At 41.0% G+C, this 16,728-nt stretch carries 19 protein-coding genes; 4 read left to right on the forward strand and 15 right to left on the reverse strand.

Going from position 1 to position 16,728, the window contains the following annotated elements:
- Positions 1-26: 26 nt before the first annotated feature.
- The 4 genes from J0L83_09505 to J0L83_09520 form a co-directional block, all read right to left on the reverse strand.
- Complete coding sequence (locus tag J0L83_09505) at positions 27-599, reverse strand: sigma-70 family RNA polymerase sigma factor (protein MBN8664799.1); 573 nt, start codon at positions 597-599, stop codon at positions 27-29.
- A 91-nt stretch (positions 600-690) separates the two neighbouring features.
- A complete protein-coding gene (gene kduI, locus J0L83_09510; GenBank protein ID MBN8664800.1) occupies positions 691-1,521 on the reverse strand; it encodes a 5-dehydro-4-deoxy-D-glucuronate isomerase in 831 nt (276 codons plus the stop codon).
- A 4-nt stretch (positions 1,522-1,525) separates the two neighbouring features.
- Positions 1,526-2,290, reverse strand: coding sequence for an SDR family oxidoreductase (locus tag J0L83_09515; protein ID MBN8664801.1), 765 nt, complete (start codon positions 2,288-2,290; stop codon positions 1,526-1,528).
- Positions 2,287-3,648, reverse strand: a complete 1,362-nt coding sequence (locus tag J0L83_09520; protein ID MBN8664802.1) for a hypothetical protein — start codon at positions 3,646-3,648, stop codon at positions 2,287-2,289. The genes J0L83_09515 and J0L83_09520 overlap by 4 nt, the downstream gene beginning before the upstream one ends.
- A gap of 196 nt (positions 3,649-3,844) precedes the next feature.
- Here J0L83_09520 and J0L83_09525 point away from each other — a divergent pair, with 196 nt between their 5' ends.
- Entirely contained in the window at positions 3,845-4,858 is a 1,014-nt protein-coding gene (locus J0L83_09525) for a LacI family DNA-binding transcriptional regulator (GenBank protein ID MBN8664803.1), read from the forward strand.
- A 41-nt stretch (positions 4,859-4,899) separates the two neighbouring features.
- On the opposite strand, the gene J0L83_09530 is transcribed toward J0L83_09525, so the two are convergent.
- Positions 4,900-6,186 carry a site-specific integrase gene (locus J0L83_09530; protein MBN8664804.1) on the reverse strand — a complete coding sequence of 429 codons (1,287 nt, stop codon included), beginning with the start codon at positions 6,184-6,186 and terminating at the stop codon, positions 4,900-4,902.
- A gap of 250 nt (positions 6,187-6,436) precedes the next feature.
- On the opposite strand from J0L83_09530, the gene trmB reads away from it, so the two are divergent.
- The 3 genes from trmB to J0L83_09545 are packed head-to-tail and all read left to right on the forward strand — an operon-like array spanning position 6,437 to position 7,738.
- On the forward strand, positions 6,437-7,141 hold the full coding sequence (gene trmB / locus J0L83_09535; protein MBN8664805.1) for a tRNA (guanosine(46)-N7)-methyltransferase TrmB: 705 nt from the start codon (positions 6,437-6,439) through the stop codon (positions 7,139-7,141).
- The gene (locus J0L83_09540) at positions 7,122-7,337 is read left to right on the forward strand and encodes a hypothetical protein (GenBank protein ID MBN8664806.1); all 216 of its coding nucleotides are present in this window, start codon (positions 7,122-7,124) and stop codon (positions 7,335-7,337) included. The genes trmB and J0L83_09540 overlap by 20 nt, the downstream gene beginning before the upstream one ends.
- Positions 7,337-7,738 carry an MGMT family protein gene (locus J0L83_09545; protein ID MBN8664807.1) on the forward strand — a complete coding sequence of 134 codons (402 nt, stop codon included), beginning with the start codon at positions 7,337-7,339 and terminating at the stop codon, positions 7,736-7,738. Before J0L83_09540 ends, J0L83_09545 begins: the two co-directional genes overlap by 1 nt.
- Here the strand turns inward: J0L83_09545 and J0L83_09550 are convergent.
- From J0L83_09550 to J0L83_09595, 10 genes are all read right to left on the reverse strand, one after another.
- On the reverse strand, positions 7,732-8,181 hold the full coding sequence (locus J0L83_09550; GenBank protein ID MBN8664808.1) for a hypothetical protein: 450 nt from the start codon (positions 8,179-8,181) through the stop codon (positions 7,732-7,734). The two genes, J0L83_09545 and J0L83_09550, sit on opposite strands and share 7 nt — an antisense overlap.
- 1 nt (position 8,182) lies before the next feature.
- Complete coding sequence (locus tag J0L83_09555) at positions 8,183-8,725, reverse strand: DUF420 domain-containing protein (GenBank protein ID MBN8664809.1); 543 nt, start codon at positions 8,723-8,725, stop codon at positions 8,183-8,185.
- A 42-nt stretch (positions 8,726-8,767) separates the two neighbouring features.
- Positions 8,768-9,586 carry an SCO family protein gene (locus tag J0L83_09560; protein ID MBN8664810.1) on the reverse strand — a complete coding sequence of 273 codons (819 nt, stop codon included), beginning with the start codon at positions 9,584-9,586 and terminating at the stop codon, positions 8,768-8,770.
- A gap of 73 nt (positions 9,587-9,659) precedes the next feature.
- Positions 9,660-10,112, reverse strand: a complete 453-nt coding sequence (locus tag J0L83_09565) for a cytochrome C oxidase subunit IV family protein (protein ID MBN8664811.1) — start codon at positions 10,110-10,112, stop codon at positions 9,660-9,662.
- Positions 10,113-10,134: 22 nt separating this feature from the next.
- Positions 10,135-10,815: a cytochrome c oxidase subunit 3 gene (locus tag J0L83_09570; protein MBN8664812.1), complete on the reverse strand. Its 681-nt coding sequence runs from the start codon at positions 10,813-10,815 to the stop codon at positions 10,135-10,137.
- Between the two features lie 77 nt (positions 10,816-10,892).
- On the reverse strand, positions 10,893-11,471 hold the full coding sequence (locus J0L83_09575; protein ID MBN8664813.1) for a cytochrome c oxidase subunit 3: 579 nt from the start codon (positions 11,469-11,471) through the stop codon (positions 10,893-10,895).
- 14 nt (positions 11,472-11,485) lie between these two features.
- The gene (gene cyoE / locus J0L83_09580; protein ID MBN8664814.1) at positions 11,486-12,394 is read right to left on the reverse strand and encodes a heme o synthase; all 909 of its coding nucleotides are present in this window, start codon (positions 12,392-12,394) and stop codon (positions 11,486-11,488) included.
- 95 nt (positions 12,395-12,489) lie between these two features.
- Positions 12,490-14,304 (reverse strand): cbb3-type cytochrome c oxidase subunit I, encoded by a 1,815-nt coding sequence (locus J0L83_09585; GenBank protein ID MBN8664815.1) that lies wholly within the window; start codon positions 14,302-14,304, stop codon positions 12,490-12,492.
- A 61-nt stretch (positions 14,305-14,365) separates the two neighbouring features.
- Positions 14,366-15,418: a cytochrome c oxidase subunit II gene (locus tag J0L83_09590; GenBank protein ID MBN8664816.1), complete on the reverse strand. Its 1,053-nt coding sequence runs from the start codon at positions 15,416-15,418 to the stop codon at positions 14,366-14,368.
- A gap of 59 nt (positions 15,419-15,477) precedes the next feature.
- Positions 15,478-16,707 carry a quinol:cytochrome C oxidoreductase gene (locus J0L83_09595; protein MBN8664817.1) on the reverse strand — a complete coding sequence of 410 codons (1,230 nt, stop codon included), beginning with the start codon at positions 16,705-16,707 and terminating at the stop codon, positions 15,478-15,480.
- Positions 16,708-16,728 lie beyond the last annotated feature (21 nt).

Genomic DNA, 16,728 nt, shown 5'->3' on the forward strand with positions numbered 1-16,728 from the left:
AACAAGCCTTTTTTTTATTTATTTAACTATAATCTAAAAATTGAGTCAGGAGTAGCTACCCTTAGACGATTCAAAGCAATCTGAAGTAAGTTTGATACAGTTTGAGGTGTGATTCCCAATATTGAGGATATCTCTTCTCTTGAAAATGACTGAAAAAACTTAAGGTATATAACCTCCCGTTGTCTCTTAGGTAAACTCTCTATGAGCCCGTTAAAGTGGTTAGAAATTGCATTAGAACTCTCATTTGCAATTATTGCCTCATCTATCGTTACCGAGAAACTAAAATTCTCTACTTCTAGATCTTCGCTTGTAATTAAAGAAACACGTCTTAGCTCTTTTACTTTCTTATAAATCAATCTCCTTAAACAGGCAAAGAGGTAAGGCTTCACCTGAACACTTTCGCTTAGATAAGTACGCCTCTCCCATAAATTGAAGAAAAGCTCTTGTATAACATCCTTGATTAGTTCCTTATCATTGGTAAACCGCATTCCATACTGAGCCAAATCTTTAAAGTATATGCGCATCAATGCAGATACAGACTCACTTTCCCCTTGAAGGAAGGATATCCATAATTCAATATGTTCCCCAGACTTACTCATATTTAGGAATCATCATTCTTATTATTTGTTCAACTCTATTCATTACTACTTCCAAAAGCATAGTGTCTAGTTACTATTATGTTTAATTTCTCTATACAAGATTTTGAATAGGTAATGGATCCATATCTGTATACTCTTTATTTTCACCTGCCATACCCCATATAAAACCATATGCTGAAGTTCCACATCCAAAATGCGTACTCCATGGCGGCGACAATACTGCTTGATTATTAGCAATAACAACGTGTCTAGTTTCTATCGCATCACCTACAAAATGGAATACCCTGTTACTATCCTGAAGATTAAAATAGAAGTACACTTCTGAACGTCTTGTATGTGTATGAGGAGGAAAAGAATTCCATACACTTCCATCAGATAATAATGTTAGCCCCATTACAAGTTGACAACTTTCTACTCCTTGCTGATATATATATTTATACACAACCCTCTCATTAGAATTCATTGAACCGCCCATTAACTGAGGAGAGGCATCAGCTTTACTCACTAAAGTTGTTGGAAAAGATTTATGTGCCGGCGCTGATAAAAGATAATACATAGAAGGTTTCATTAAATCCTCTGATGTAAAAGAAACCTCTTTAGCTCCCATACCTACATATAGACAGTCTAAGTGATTTAATTCATACGATTTGCCGTCGACGATAACATTTCCTGTTGAACCAATATTAATGACGCCTAATTCACGCCTTTCCAAAAAATATGCTGATTTGAATTCATTAGGGGCTGTTAGCTGAAGGGGTTCTTGCGATGGTACTGCAGAACCCAATACAAGCCTATCATAGAATGTATACGTTAAGCGAATAGCGTTGTCTTGCATCAGATCACTTATAACGAAGTGATCATACAGCTGAGCTCTAGTCAACTGCATAGTTTCATTTTGGCTTACTGCGTATACTTTTCTCATATAATTATCTTGCTAACCACCCTCCATCAACAACGAGAATGGCTCCATTTACATAGTTTGATGCTGAAGAAGCCAGAAAAATAGCTGCTCCACTTAAATCTTCTGGACTACCCCATCTCCCACAAGGGATCCTGCTTAATATTGATGCATTCCGTTCTTCATCTTCTCTTAAAGCCTTTGTATTATCAGTAATGATGTAACCAGGGGCAATGCCATTCACATTGACGCCAAAAGCAGCCCATTCATTTGACAATGCCTTTATTAATCCTGCTATTGCGGATTTTGAAGCTGTATAACTTGGTACATTAATACCCCCTTGAAAACTTAGCAAAGAGCATATAAAAATTATTTTTCCTTGCTTCTTTTCAACCATCTGCTTACCAAATGCTTTTGACAAAATAAATTGAGCATCCAGATTAATTGATAACACTTCATCCCACATTAAGTCATCATGATCTGCAGCAGGCTTTCTTTGTATTGTTCCGGCGTTGTTGATGAGTACATCAATACTTATTTCCTTTTCTATGATTTCGTTTATCGTTGCATAAATATTATCCCGATTGGCCAAGTCAAGTCTATAGACAGATAAACTGTAGCCATTCTCTTTACAAAAATTATCCAGTTTTGAAATATCTCCACTTCTGTATGTTGCAACAATATCTGCTCCTGCGCTCGCTAAAGCACAAGCCAATGAAAAGCCTATTCCTCTATCAGCGCCGGTAATCAATACTTTCTTACCCTTTAAACTGAATAAGTCTAATCCATTCATTTTTTTAATCTCCTCCCTGCATTATTTAAAAGCTGTTCAAAATAAGCTCCAGCAAAACTTTTTGTACCATCTGGCCTGATTAGCCAAAAACCTCTCATCTCATCAGTCAATCTTGTATCTGTCAGTTTTCGTAATGCTTCATTTTTAGGTTCATTACAAAAAAGCTCCCACTGCATTATATAAGGCACTTTCAATGCAAGACAAACACCAATGTATATGTCCCATTTATCAATAACAGACTGTTTAGTCATAAGTCCTTCATATCGCTGTTCCGGTATTCCGATTTCTCCTAAAAAAACAATTTTCTGTCCCCGCATATAATCCGTGGGTTGCAAATACTTTTTTATGTATTGAATTCCCTTATACAATGCCAAACCCGTACTATCCATACCGTCATAACAAGACCATGACACCATATCTGTTTTTACTATAGGCAAGACACTATTCACGATTCCAGGAATACCATTCTGGCTGTCCAAAACCTTATTTACTTCTATTGCGTGAAACACTTGACACTTCGAATCTTTCACTTCCATTCTTGCTCTATCAACACCACGTTGTCGGGCATTAAACCATAATGCCATAGCATTAATCCTCTCGGTGGAATCTGAAGGAACTAAAACAGTATATCTATCACCGTCAACTGCTTTGAAAAGCTCACCTGCTTTTCTTGACCACCTAGCATTATCTCCTGTACCACCGCGCATTACCCAATCTCCCTCCCAGTTATGTAGAATAAAGGTGATTTTCCTATCCTTATATCTCTCTAAAAGCGTTTTGGCCAATTGATAAAACTCCTCCTCTTCTAGCTTTGCAGATGTATTAGTAGTCTTAACCCCAGCGCCATCAACACTTAATGCTATGGTAGAAAAAGGCATTTGAAAAACTTCTCGCCAATAAGGATGATTCACTAGTTCTGCCAAAGACAACTCTTTGGGTAGTTTCCAATCAGAATTGTAATAGTAACCTGTGCCAGGATCCTTTCTAAACCAAAACTTTCCTATCCCATATCCAAGCTCAATAAGTTTATCTGCACCTTCTATAAGATAAGGCTTATTAGAAAAATAGTACTTACCTGCAACATGTGTAGCACCAAGCTTCTGCCTTATATCCTTAGGTATCTTTCCGCCTTTTAGAGGTTGATGCTTTTGAATAAGACGAATTATTTTATAGTCATTTTGCGCAATGATTACATTACTAAATAGAAGTGTAAACGCAAAAAGTATAATAAAGACAGAAAAACAAAGTCTAAAAAAAGAGGACTTTGGAAGTCCCCTTTGCTTGAACCAGAATCTAACGACTGCGAAAAGTTTTAGGAATAACAAAAAGTATTTGATAGTATGTTTTCTGTTAATCATTAGCAGCATCGCGTTTAACCTTCTTTACAAGTTTGCTCAAGTAAGTTTGCTATAGCAAAACTTACATATCAATAATCTAATTAGATGAAATTAATTTTAATAACAGACTCACTAAGTAAGATGACATGACTTTCTTTACGCAAAGGTTTGCGTAAATTGTAATTCACTAAATATGTTTTACATTCAATCTCTATAAATGCAACAAACAACCATTGTAGATATTGCCAAACTGATAGGTGTTGCCCCATCAACTGTGTCTAGAGCGCTTAACGGAAGTCATGAAGTAGGCGAAAAAACTAGAAAGCTGATTCAAGATGCAGCCAGGAAACTAAACTATGTTCCAAATAAAGCCGCTTTAAGCTTATTACGAATAAAAACAAAAACTATTGGCGTTATTGTACCCAACTTAAGTTACCACTATTTTTCAGCAGCACTACAAGGCATTGAGAGCGAGGCTTCAGAGAGGGGGTTTACAGTTATAGCAAGCCAAAGCATGGAATCAGAAGAGAAAGAAAAAAAAGCAATAACAGATATGCTGAGAGGAGGTGTTGATGGCGTGCTAATATCACTAGCTCAATATAGCAACAGACTGGAACACCTTATTGATTTACAATCAATATTACCTGTGGTAATGTTTGATAGAGTAGCTGAACATTTTAACTGCTCCAAGGTGACTGTCAATAATGTTACAGGAGCATTTAGTGCAGTTGATCATCTTGCAAAGATTGGTTGTAAGAGAATTGCTTATATGGCAGGTCCAAAGGACTTATTACTTAGCAAAAGGAGGCAAGACGGATTTCAAATGGCAATGTATAAGCACCATCTGGAAATAGATAACTCATTAGTTATTCATTGCGAATTTGATCATCAAAAAGCTCTGAAGGCGGCTACTAACTTATTATCCAGAAAAGACAGGCCAGATGGCATTTTTGCAGTAAGTGATAGAGTAGCAATTGCTGCTTTATGTGCAGCTAAAAAATTAAACTTGAAAGTTCCAAAGCAAATTGCCATAGTTGGTTTTAATGACGAGCCCATATCATCATTAATTACTCCATCTTTGAGCAGCGTAAGTCAACCAGCATTTGAAATGGGTAAAACTGGCGCGAAAATCCTTATCGATCAAATTGAAGCAAAGTCAAAATCAAAACTGGTTATTAAATCTTTTACTACTAAGTTGAAAATTCGAGAATCTACTTCTATTAAAAAATAGTAGCTATTCTATAGTTAATTTAGAAAAAAGAAGTTATTATTCTACAATTGACTAATCAGCTTATTCTTCCAATTCAGTTTTATATGCTCGTTTAACCTCTTAGCTGTATCTAACTTGCTAACCCTAATATATTTCAAGAAGGAACGCTCGGTTTTGTGCCCGGTTATTTTCATCAGGTCTATTGGGGGAAAACCTTGCAGGTAATGATTGGTTGCGAATGATCTTCGGGCTGTGTGAGAAGACACCAAATCGCATAATGGCAATTCAGGTGTTTTTGACAATCTTCCCTTTTCTGTAAGTCCAGCCAATGCACAAACCTCTTTGATATAATCATTGAACTTTTGGTTGCTCATAGCCCTTGGTAACATATTGGCATTGGTCTCATACTTATTAAAGATTTTAAGCACGATAGGATTACAAGGTATGATGACCAGTTCTTTTGTTTTCTGCGTCACCATTTTAATGAAGTAGTCATTATCCATCTTCACTATATGCTCTGGCTGAATATTGCTAAAGTCTGAATAACGCAAGCCCGTCCAAGCACCTACCAAGAATAGATCTCTTACCCTGTCTAATTTCTTATTCGTGATCTCTGCTTGCTGAATCCGCGCTAATTCATCTTCGTTCAAGTAAATCTGTTCAGTTTCCTCTTCGTTGTATGAAAACTTTTTATGACGAAACAGCATATTCTCTGTGTAGCCTAAGTCAACCGCTTCACCCATAAACACTTTCAGTATAGCTATGTCTTTGGCAATGGTATTTACGCCTAATCCTTTCTTTTCTAAGAAAGAGACATAGGAATAAAAGAAATCCAAATTAATGTTATCAAAATCAACTACACGTTTGCTGTACGTTTGATATTCTCGCAAGTGCTTGGTTACCGCATGATAATTTTTTAGACTGCTAACACTTTTGCTCTTTCCTCTAAACTTGATTTCCCCATTTATAAATCTTTGGGCCAAAGAGAACAGGGTGGGTTTAGAAGCTTGCTCCTCTTTAGCCGTATGATTGCGATTGATAAAAGCTTGCATGGCTTCCTTGAGTACTTCTGGTTCTGGTATGCCATCCTTCAAAGACTCGGTATATGTCTTAAGGCAAATCCTCTCCAGATTATCCAACAGGTCATTCAACGCAAACTTTCCATCAGCCGTGGTTGCCAACTTATTTTTAACCCGTTGCTTTTTTTCGTTCCAATCTTCAGGTCTTACAGATTGCCCGAAAGAATAAAACAACCTGCGACCTTGATAAATGAACTGGAGATAGACAATAGATTGACCATTACTATCTTTTGGCTTCAAGCGAAAATGTACAACTGGTTGGCGGGGCATGGTGTAGGATTTCTACACCAAAGCTAATAAGTTTCACTAAAAGTTTCACTAAAACTTCATTTGCTTGTTATTGACAAAATCAATCATGAGATTATATTATTGATTTTCAATGTATTTAATACTGATTTGATATTTTCAGTATCAAATCAAGACAAAAGGTTACTGTACTCCCCCTACAGCATTTTCCTTTGCAGTTTTAATTCAGCCACCGACAAACCGGTGGCTTTTGTTTTTCCTACTTTTGCGCCCCATGGGCCAAAATAAACTGGAACGTTTCGCAGCAATCAAGACCTATCCCAATGTACTGGAATACCCACAGGGTATGGCCGGACAATGGCATCAACACTTTGGTAATAATCACCCAATTACCTTAGAACTCGCTTGCGGCAAGGGTGAATATGCCGTTGGGCTGGGCAGATTGTATCCGCAACGGAATTTTATTGGTGTGGATGTGAAGGGTAACCGCCTTTGGCGTGGCGCTACCACCGCCTTACAAGATGGTCTTAGCAATGTTGCTTTTCTACGTACCCAGATTGAGCAGATTGGACAGTATTTTGCACCGGGTGAAGTGGCTGAGATCTGGATTACCTTCCCCGATCCGCAGTTGAGGGCTTCTAAAGCCAAGAAAAGGCTCACACATCCTAGATTTCTGCGTTACTATCAGCAGTTTCTACAGCCTAACGGCACGATTAACTTGAAAACAGACAGCCCAGACCTGTTCAATTTTACCAAATTGGTGATCAACCTATACCAACTTGAGTTGTTAGTGGAATACGATGATGCTTATTCACTGGCAAACATTCCACAAGACTTGCGTATTCAAACTTATTACGAGAGTTTAGATATCGCTAAGAGTAATAAGATTCATTACTTACAGTTTCGGATCAACAAAACCCTGAACGAAGCAACAGACAACACACTCAAACAACTCATTGGTGGCGAACAAAATGGTTGAACATATTGATTTTTACTACGACGAACAGGGCTATATGGTCTTTACAGAAAAATACCACCTTGAAAAAGGCTATTGCTGTGGTCACGGCTGCAGACATTGTCCCTTCGATTATGAATCTGTACCAGAACCACGCAAGAGTATTGCCATGCGCATGCGCGAAGAATCAGTCGCAAAGCATGTATCTTCCGGTAAATAATTCATTTGCCCCGAAAACCTATTCATACAGAGAAGCTACCTGTTCAAAAAACTGGTGCTGATACGCAAAGATCTTTTTTTGAAGAAGTCTATGCTGTTGTTCGATTGGTACCAAGAGGTCGCGTAACATCTTATGGTGCTATTGCCAAGTTTCTCGGAACCGGTAAATCAGCGCGCATGGTTGGTTGGGCTATGAATGCTGCACACATGGTGAAACCAAAAGTGCCAGCACACAGAGTAGTTAACCGCAATGGTATGCTCTCGGGCAAAATGCATTTTGCTACACCCACATTGATGCAGGAATTACTAGAAAAAGAAAAGGTGGTAGTCAAAAAAGATACGGTTCAAAACTTCGACAAACTATTCTGGGATCCTGCGAAAGAAATCGGCCTCGATTACTGAAACAAATCTTCCTTGCGCACATCCAGCTGATGCATTAACAATGCTACTGTAGGTCTTTGTGCTGCAAGTATGAATAAAACACCAAGTGCACAGAGATAAAATACCCAATTGCCTGTAAGCTGAAACCCAAGCAGGCCGGCCACTGCGGGCAATAATAGAAACAACAATTTATTTCTGTAGAGTGCAGCATATTCATCGATTAACACTGCTACTTCTAATTCAGCAGCTACTAAGGCTTGCAGCTTCTTACGAAACTGCATAAAGCCAAAATAATATGCTGCCAGTGCAGCAATCAATAATACTATTTGCAAAACTTGAAAAACACTGAAATCAACCGGCTGTGTACGTGCCGTGAAATACACCAATATCAATCCACCCAGCATTGTCCATAGTAAAATGGTATGCAGTGTCAGCAACTGCCTAAGCGCTTTCTTAAACTGCATCTTATTGGTAGTAAGGGCTAATCATCCAATACACAACGGGACCGGTAATTGCTACATACAACCACAGAGGCCATGTGTATTTGGCCAGCTTTTTATGTGTAGCGAATTCGGCGGTTAAAGCACGGTATGCAGTGAAAAGAATGAAGGGTAAGATAATAGCAGCGAGGAAAATATGTGTAATCAGAATGATGTAATACACAGTTCGAATTGCACCCTCACCACCAAACTTAGTATCGCCAGCCAGCAAATGGTGGGCAATATAAGAGACCAGGAATAATACTGATAAAAGTAGTGCCGTCATCATCATCTGCTTATGCAACAGATATTTTTTGGCTTTCACTGCCCATAAAGCAGCTAGCAGCAAAAGAGCAATAATAGAATTGATGACTGCATTAATGGTTGCAAATATGTGTACATCAAACCCCAGATCAACCTCTAGCTTTACACGACCTAGAATAACCACGGCGGCAAATACTACGAAGGAGAAAATACCAATCAGCCACTTGGCTTTGGGATCATTCTTTTGGATAGATGCTTGTAACATAGCAATTAGATTGATGTGATAACAACTACTTAGCAGATTAGTTTATCTAGCTTCCTCCGCTTTTTGCTTGGATCGGAAGAATAGCACAAAACCAGTAACCAAAACAACAATAACCAGCCAGAGCCAGCTCAGGTCAATGATTTGTGTGAACACCGTACTCTTCTTGGTTCTATCTTTTTCCAAAAGCAGTAAGCCAATATCTCTCGCTAATTTCTTCAATGAAGCAGAGTCCAATCCATTATAATAACCGCGAACATGGTATTGCTTATCAATCAAGACAAAGCGATTGGTATGCACAAAATCAGGACTTACCGGCCCTTCAGCAAACTTATCAACCTTTAATTCATTGAAGGCAAAATTATAAATACTATCCCGGCTACCGGTCAGCATCCACCAGTTATCATGATTGACACCCATTTTATCTGCGTATTTTTTCAGCACCTGAGCAGAATCCCTTTCGGGGTCAATGGTAAATGATACAAACTGCACAATTGAGGTATCAATCTTTTTCCTGGTATTACCACCCTTAATAAATGACTGCTGCAGTTTAGACATGTTTTTTGTCATCACAGGGCAAATACCGCCACAACTGGTAAAGAAAAAATCCATCACCATAATCTTCCCGGGTTTATCATATAGATTAACCGTATCACCCAGTTGATTTTTTAGACGAATATTGGCCACTTTATGCCAAACCGTATCTGTTTCCATTTTTCCATCCACCACTTTTGTCAATACTGTATCCGGGAGATACTTCTTAGGCATCACCACTGCATCTGTGCTGTAAAAGCGCACCAACAGGTAACTTATTACCGGAATCATTAGTGCGACCAGCAGGGCCAGAATTGCTTTCTTATTCATGCTGCAAAAGTAGGGTAACAAAAAACCATCGCCGCAGGGCGATGGTAATATCTTTTGTGAAATTCAGGCAGATTTAGTGCTTTTCTTCAGCTTTGTGCTCGCCTTCCTTGTGTTCAGCAGCACCGTGCTCTTTCTTTTCACCTTTTACAGTGCTGGCTTCTTTATGATGTGGATCATAGGTATTGCGCAGGTTTTTGTATGAGTTGCCATCGTACAAGAAGGCAATAATGAACCAGATAAAGAGCGCCAAGGGCACTACGATAGTCATGATCATATTGCGGATCTCATGCTTCAAGTGCATGAAATAAGCAACGATGTAGAAAGCTTTTGCCATCATCAGGATCACAATCACACCTTTCAGTGCAAGGCGTAAGCTTTCCTGATCCAATGGGATTTTAATCATCCAGAAACCAATGGCCAGTTCTACGATAGTCAGAACAGTCAGAATCCAGGTTACGCGCCAAATTTCCTTGGTACCGCCGCCGTGATTCTCTGCGTGTTGTGCGTGAATATTTACAGGCTCCATGAGCTATTACTTATAAGGTTAGTTAAATAAGATAGAAACAAGTGAATACGAATACCCATACCAGATCTACAAAGTGCCAGTACAAACCAGCTTTCTCGATCATCAGGTAATGGCCTCTTCTGTCGAATACACCATTCAAGGTCATGATCAACATGATGATGTTAATCACCACACCACTCAATACGTGGAAACCATGGAAACCTGTGATGGTAAAGAAGAAGTTGGTGAAGTTTGTAGAAATAGCTACAGAACCATCATGGTTCAGGAAAGGATTGCTACCCCACCATGCACCTTCATGATACAGGTGTGTCCATTCCCAAGCCTGACAACCTAAGAACGCTGCACCACCAATGATGGTGAGGATCAGGTTTCTTACCACGCCTTTGCGATCCATGTTATGACCAGCATGCACTGCCAACACCATGGTTACAGAACTGATGATCAGGATAAAGGTCATGATACTTACAAACACCAGCGGTGCGTGTACGCCTTCCGGAGCGAAGGGGAAGCTCTTGAATACTTCGTTGGGGTCAGGCCATCCGTTAGTTGAAAAACGGGTAGTTCCGTAAGCGATCAGGAATGCACCAAAAGTGAAAGCATCGCTCATGAGGAAATACCACATCATGAGTTTGCCATACTCTACGTTGAAGGGGCTTTTACCACCACTCCACCACTTCGTGGTTGCTGTTGTTGTACTTGCCATTCAGGTTTAAATTTCAGGTTCACAAAAATATTGGCTGAGGCTTAAAAAAGCTGCACAAAGCAAGACTTTTTTATTGCTTATCCAACCCAGTTATAAAAAATAAATAGATATATCCAAAGCAGGTCTACAAAATGCCAGTAAGTAGCTGCAATCTCCAGCGGAACAGCGCTATACTGCTTCACTGAAGTACGAAATGCACGGAAAAAGATCACCAACAGTGCAATTACCCCACCCAGCACGTGTACCATGTGCAAACCTGTAATCACCAGCAAGAAGCTGGCTGCAGGGTTACTCTTGGCACCCACGAGGCTGATTCCGGCTTTTTCCAGAGCCTGAAAACCCAGATACTGCAACACAGTAAACAAGACACCCAGTATAGCAGTAACCGTAATCAAGCTGCGGTAACGCTGCATTTCTCTTGCTTTGAAAGATTTCAAAGCCAAATGCATGGTTACGCTACTAATAATAATTACGGCTGTTGAATACCAGAATACCAGCGGCAATTGAAACTCCAACCAGTTACTTTGGTTCTTCTTCACAATATAGGCACTCGTTAATCCGGCAAATGCCATAATAATACTGGCCATGGCCACCCAAAGCGTGAACTTATGTGGGTGAATACGACCGGAGTCTTTCTTGGTTACACTTGTTGCCATCATCACAAACAATTTTATCGCACCTTATCAGCCAGCAATGCTAATAAGACAATCGGTAAATAGATATAACTACTGAACATCACCCTTCTTGCGGAGGGTACATCCATGTTTTGATACAAACGTAAACTCTGCACTACCATGAACAAATTCGCCACCAATACAATCCATAAGCTAATCTTCCCTGACAGGCCAAAGTAGTAAGGTAAAATACCCATGGGTATCATCAGCACGCTATACATCACAGCTTGCATAGCAGTGAACTTAGTGGGGCCTTTATCGCTGGGCAATAATTTGAATCCCACCTTACTGTAATCCTGATGTGCTACCCAAGCAATGGCCCAGAAATGCGGGAACTGCCACAGAAACTGGATGCCAAACAAGATCCAACCACCCGCAGAAAAATCATCATTACCAGCTACCCAACCAATCAAACAAGGAAAAGCACCGGGAAATGCGCCCACCAAAACTGCAATAGAATTGATCTTTTTGAGCGGTGTATAGATATATGCGTAAACGAATAAGCTGAATGCAGAGAGTAAAGCAGAAGACAAGTTGAAGAAATACCACATCATCAGTACACCCACCACTCCGGCAATGAATGCAAACATGTAAGCTTCTTGCTGACTCATTCTACCATCAGCCACAGGTCTTTTACCTGTGCGCTTCATGCGTGCATCAGTATCTTTTTCAACTGCTTGATTGATGGCATTGGCGCTACCGGTTACCAGCATACCCGCAACAAATAGTATGATGATCATCCACCAATCATAGTTCACCACCTTGGGTGCCAAGAGGTAGCAGATCACACAGGAGAATACTACGGTAAAGCTGAGCGTGAATTTGATCAGCTGGTAGTAATCTCTTGCTTTTGCTGCAAGTGAGAAACCGTTAGAAGATGTTGTTACCTGTTCTGCCATAATCATTCGCACCATTCAGTCAGAAAAACAATGCCCTGAATCCTCAGGGCATTGCATTGATATCAGCAGCAGCAGTGCTCACGCACCACTACGCAGTAATATTAGTGATGACTACTTTCATCTGCCCCAATCGGTGTGGTCTGAGGAATGAATTCCTTACCATCCTTACCGTAGTCGTAAGCCCAACGGTGTACTTCAGGAATCTCGCCTTCCCAGTTACCATGACCAGGGTTAATTGGTGTAGTCCACTCCAATGTGTTTGCATTGTAAGGGTTCTGCTCTCTTACTTTTCTACCTTTCCAAATACTGTAGAAGAAGTTGAACAGGAATAATAACTGTACTGCGAATACAATCATCGCAACAGTACTGATGAATCTGTTCAGCTCAGCAAACTGCTTAAAGCTTTCCCAGATGCTATAATCGTAGTAACGACGAGGCATACCAGCCAGACCTTCATAGTGCATTGGCCAGAAGATCAGGTAAGCACCAGCCAGGGTTGCCCAGAAGTGGATATAACCCATGGTGTTGTTCAGGTGGCGACCATACATCTTTGGATACCAATGGTAGATACCCGCGAACATACCGAACATAGAAGCGACACCCATTACAATATGGAAGTGCGCAATTACAAAGTATGTATCGTGCAGGTGAATATCCAATGCAGAGTTACCCAACCAGATACCTGTTAAACCACCAGAGATGAAGAGGCTCACGAAACCAATCGCGAACAACATCGCAGGTGTGAAACGAATATTACCGCGCCACAGGGTAGTTAACCAGTTAAATACTTTGATGGCTGATGGTACTGCGATCAACAAAGTCAACAATACGAAGATTGATCCGAGGAATGGGTTCAAACCGGTTACGAACATGTGGTGTGCCCAAACCAAGAAGGCGAGGATAGCAATCGCAAACAATGAACCAATCATGGCCATATAACCGAAGATAGGTTTACGTGAGTTTACAGAGAGTATCTCTGATACCATACCCATGGCAGGTAACAAGATGATGTATACTTCAGGGTGACCTAAGAACCAGAACAAGTGCTGGTACAAGATGGCGCTACCACCTTCGTTTGGCAGTGCTTTTTCTACACCAGCCAGATAAATATCAGACAGGTAGAAGCTGGTACCGAAGTTTCTATCGAAGATCAAGAGGATGAAACCAGAGAACAATACAGGGAATGACAATACACCCAGGATAGCTGTGAAGAACAGTGCCCAGATTGTCAAAGGCATACGTGTCATGCTCATACCCTTGGTACGCATGTTCAATACAGTAGCGATATAGTTCAGACCACCCAGCAGTGAAGACACTACGAAGAGCGCCATGGAGATCAACCACAAATCCATACCAGTTTTAGAACCAGGTGAAGCATCACCTAAGGCACTCAAAGGAGGATAAGCAGTCCAACCACCACTGAAAGGACCAGTTTCAACGAAGAGTGAAGACAGCATCACGATACTTGCGGCCAGGAAGAACCAGTAGCTCAGCATGTTCATGAAAGGTGATGCCATATCGCGTGCACCAATCTGCAAAGGAATCAGGAAGTTGGCGAAAGTACCACTCAGACCTGCAGTCAAAACGAAGAATACGAGTACAGTACCGTGTGTAGTTACCAATGCATAATATGCAGCAGGTGTAATACGGCCACCTTCAGCCCATTTACCCAAGAGGTCTTCCAACCAAGGGTATGTTGCTTCAGGATAACCCAGCTGAAAACGGAAAAGCACAGACATCAGACCACCGAGTACGGCCCAAACCATACCAGTGATCAGGAATTGCTTCGCGATCATTTTATGATCCTGGCTGAAAACATACTTGGTGATGAATGTTTCATGATGGTGATGCTCATGATGATGGTCTCCATGAACATCGTGTGTAGCGTGTGCTTGCAGAACTGCTTCAGTCGCCATATTGAGATTTCTTTAATACTTACTTAATTACAATCAATTAGGTCAGTCGGTTGACTGATTTTTACATTTTTGCTACAGGGGCAGCGATTTTTGTGCTGTCGGCAGCTGGTTTAGCTGGTGCGTTAGCCGGATCCTTATCAGGGAAAGCTACCAGATAGCTGGCTTTCTTACCTGCCATCCATGCATCGAACTCTTCCTGCGTAACCACTTCAATCACACCCTTCATAGAGTAGTGACCGTTTCCGCACATCTGATCACAACTGATCTCGTAAGCGAAATTTGGATTACCAGTCATCTCCTTCATTTCCTTTGTAGTGTACTTAGGTGTAAACCACATAGTTGTTGGGGTACCAGGTACGGCATCCATTTTCAAACGGAAATGTGACAAACCAACATCATGGATTACATCGCGTGAGCCGATGATCAGCTTTACAGGTTTATCCTTCACGATGTACATAGTACCTTCCAGCACCACATCATCCTGACCGGCTTTGTCATCCCAAAGCAGACCCAATGCGTTGGTACCATCAATATTCTTAAAGTATTTCTTACCGAAAGTTTTGTCTTTACCTGGGTATCGATAAATCCAGCCAAACTGCTTACCCACTACTTCTACTTCCATCGCGCCTTTTGGTGCATCGCTGGTAAACAGGAACCAGTTACGCAAACCAATTACTACCAGCACAGCCAGTACGATAGCTGGCACAACTGTCCAGATAACTTCCAACTTGTTGTTGTGGGGCAGGTAGAAAGGCTTACGCTTATCGCTCTCCTGATATTTGTAAGCAAACCAGAACAGCAGAATCTGTGTAATGATGAACACAGCGCCTGTTACAGCCAGTGTTACCCACAGCATTTCGTCTACTTTCTCACCTTCTTTGCTGGCAGATGGATAAGGCAGCAGGGTTTTACCATAGTACAGCTCATTGCAGTACCATACACCTATCAGACCGAGTACCAGAAACGCGATCATTAGGAAACCATTGATCTTGTTGTTCTGCTTACGGCTGGCTTCTGCACCTTTCAATACCGCAACATATTCGCTGGCTTTTGAGATCTGGAAGATCACAATGAAGATCAGCGTAACGACTGCAATGATCAGAAACATACTCATAATACTATCCGTGTTTTCTTTTCTCTAATCTGTTTAATTAACCGAATACCTTTCATTCATTATGTATGGTGAATGATACTTTCCTTGAGGAAAGGATGGTATTTCGGAATCAGCGGCTTGCTGGCTAATGCACGACCAGTTTGGAAGATCATCACACCAACAAAGAAGCTCAGTATACCAAAGTCCATCCAGCCCAGTGTCACATGCTCCTTGCTGATACTACCCATCACCATCTGATAGAAATCAATCCAGTGACCGAAGATGATGAGTACGGCCATGAAAGTAACCAGTGTATAGTTACGCTTGGCAGCACGCTTCATCAGTATTAACAATGGACACAAGAAATTGATGATCAAATTCAGGAAGAAAATTCCTTTGTAAGGGCCCTGAACGCGGTGCTTGAAGTAAACGGTCTCTTCAGGAATGTTCGCGTACCAGATCAACATGTACTGACTGAACCAGAGATAAGTCCAGAATACAGAGAATGCAAACATGAACTTACCAATATCGTGCAGGTGTTCTTGGTTGGTATATTCCAAGTAACCTTTGTTCTTCAGATAAATTACCCAAAGGGCGATCAAGCTCATACCACTTACAAAAGAACTTGCGAAAGTGTACCAGCTATACATGGTGCTGTACCAGTGTGCATCCAAACTCATCATCCACAACCAAGGGATGGTAGAACCTACAGTTAATGCAAACCATACTACGAACATCGCAGCACGTACCGTATTTCTCCAGATGAAAGAATGACCAGTTTCATGATTCATCGCTGCTTCATCTGCTTCGCTGCTCAGCTGGCGCATTCTCCAACCAAGGATGCTCCAGAAACCGATGGTGAGTGTTGACCAGATCAGGAAGAAAGTAGGATTCAAGAATCCTTTCTTACCATTCAGGATGGGATCAGCAGCAACTGCTTCAGCATCTACCCAATGATAGATGTGGTGCTTGTGGCTGAATACTACATAAATCAGTACAGCAAAAGTGATGCTGCCGAAAATAGGTACCAGTGTAGAAATGGCTTCAGGCACACGACGGAAAGACTGTTGCCAGCCACCCATTGCCAAGGTAGTTACGCAAATGAAGAACATTGCTGCGTTTGTAACCAGTGTCCAGAAGATGGTATTATACATCAGCGTACCCCAGAATACAGCCTGCTCATGTTCGTCGCTGCTGAAACCCTTGGTAAAAAGGCCGATCAGTAATGCGGCAAGACCTACACCCATCAGTGCAAATGACCAGGTGCGCATTTTACCGGGAATCTCGAATTGCATTTTTACAGAAGCCATTATCAGTCGTTTATATCAGTT

This window comes from Chitinophagales bacterium, from assembly GCA_017303835.1.
Lineage (GTDB): Bacteria > Bacteroidota > Bacteroidia > Chitinophagales > Chitinophagaceae > JAFLBI01.

Bases quoted from the DNA above. Each gene is read 5' to 3' on its own strand.
- trmB (MBN8664805.1), top strand. From the start codon at position 6,437: ATGGGCCAAAATAAACTGGAACGTTTCGCAGCAATCAAGACCTATCCC.
- J0L83_09520 (MBN8664802.1), bottom strand. From the start codon at position 3,648: ATGATTAACAGAAAACATACTATCAAATACTTTTTGTTATTCCTAAAA.
- J0L83_09565 (MBN8664811.1), bottom strand. From the start codon at position 10,112: ATGGAGCCTGTAAATATTCACGCACAACACGCAGAGAATCACGGCGGC.
- kduI (MBN8664800.1), bottom strand. From the start codon at position 1,521: ATGAGAAAAGTATACGCAGTAAGCCAAAATGAAACTATGCAGTTGACT.
- J0L83_09575 (MBN8664813.1), bottom strand. From the start codon at position 11,471: ATGGCAACAAGTGTAACCAAGAAAGACTCCGGTCGTATTCACCCACAT.
- J0L83_09555 (MBN8664809.1), bottom strand. From the start codon at position 8,725: ATGTTACAAGCATCTATCCAAAAGAATGATCCCAAAGCCAAGTGGCTG.
- cyoE (MBN8664814.1), bottom strand. From the start codon at position 12,394: ATGATTATGGCAGAACAGGTAACAACATCTTCTAACGGTTTCTCACTT.
- J0L83_09530 (MBN8664804.1), bottom strand. From the start codon at position 6,186: ATGCCCCGCCAACCAGTTGTACATTTTCGCTTGAAGCCAAAAGATAGT.
- J0L83_09570 (MBN8664812.1), bottom strand. From the start codon at position 10,815: ATGGCAAGTACAACAACAGCAACCACGAAGTGGTGGAGTGGTGGTAAA.
- J0L83_09595 (MBN8664817.1), bottom strand. From the start codon at position 16,707: ATGGCTTCTGTAAAAATGCAATTCGAGATTCCCGGTAAAATGCGCACC.
- J0L83_09515 (MBN8664801.1), bottom strand. From the start codon at position 2,290: ATGAATGGATTAGACTTATTCAGTTTAAAGGGTAAGAAAGTATTGATT.
- J0L83_09525 (MBN8664803.1), top strand. From the start codon at position 3,845: ATGCAACAAACAACCATTGTAGATATTGCCAAACTGATAGGTGTTGCC.
- J0L83_09550 (MBN8664808.1), bottom strand. From the start codon at position 8,181: ATGCAGTTTAAGAAAGCGCTTAGGCAGTTGCTGACACTGCATACCATT.
- J0L83_09590 (MBN8664816.1), bottom strand. From the start codon at position 15,418: ATGAGTATGTTTCTGATCATTGCAGTCGTTACGCTGATCTTCATTGTG.
- J0L83_09585 (MBN8664815.1), bottom strand. From the start codon at position 14,304: ATGGCGACTGAAGCAGTTCTGCAAGCACACGCTACACACGATGTTCAT.
- J0L83_09505 (MBN8664799.1), bottom strand. From the start codon at position 599: ATGAGTAAGTCTGGGGAACATATTGAATTATGGATATCCTTCCTTCAA.
- J0L83_09560 (MBN8664810.1), bottom strand. From the start codon at position 9,586: ATGAATAAGAAAGCAATTCTGGCCCTGCTGGTCGCACTAATGATTCCG.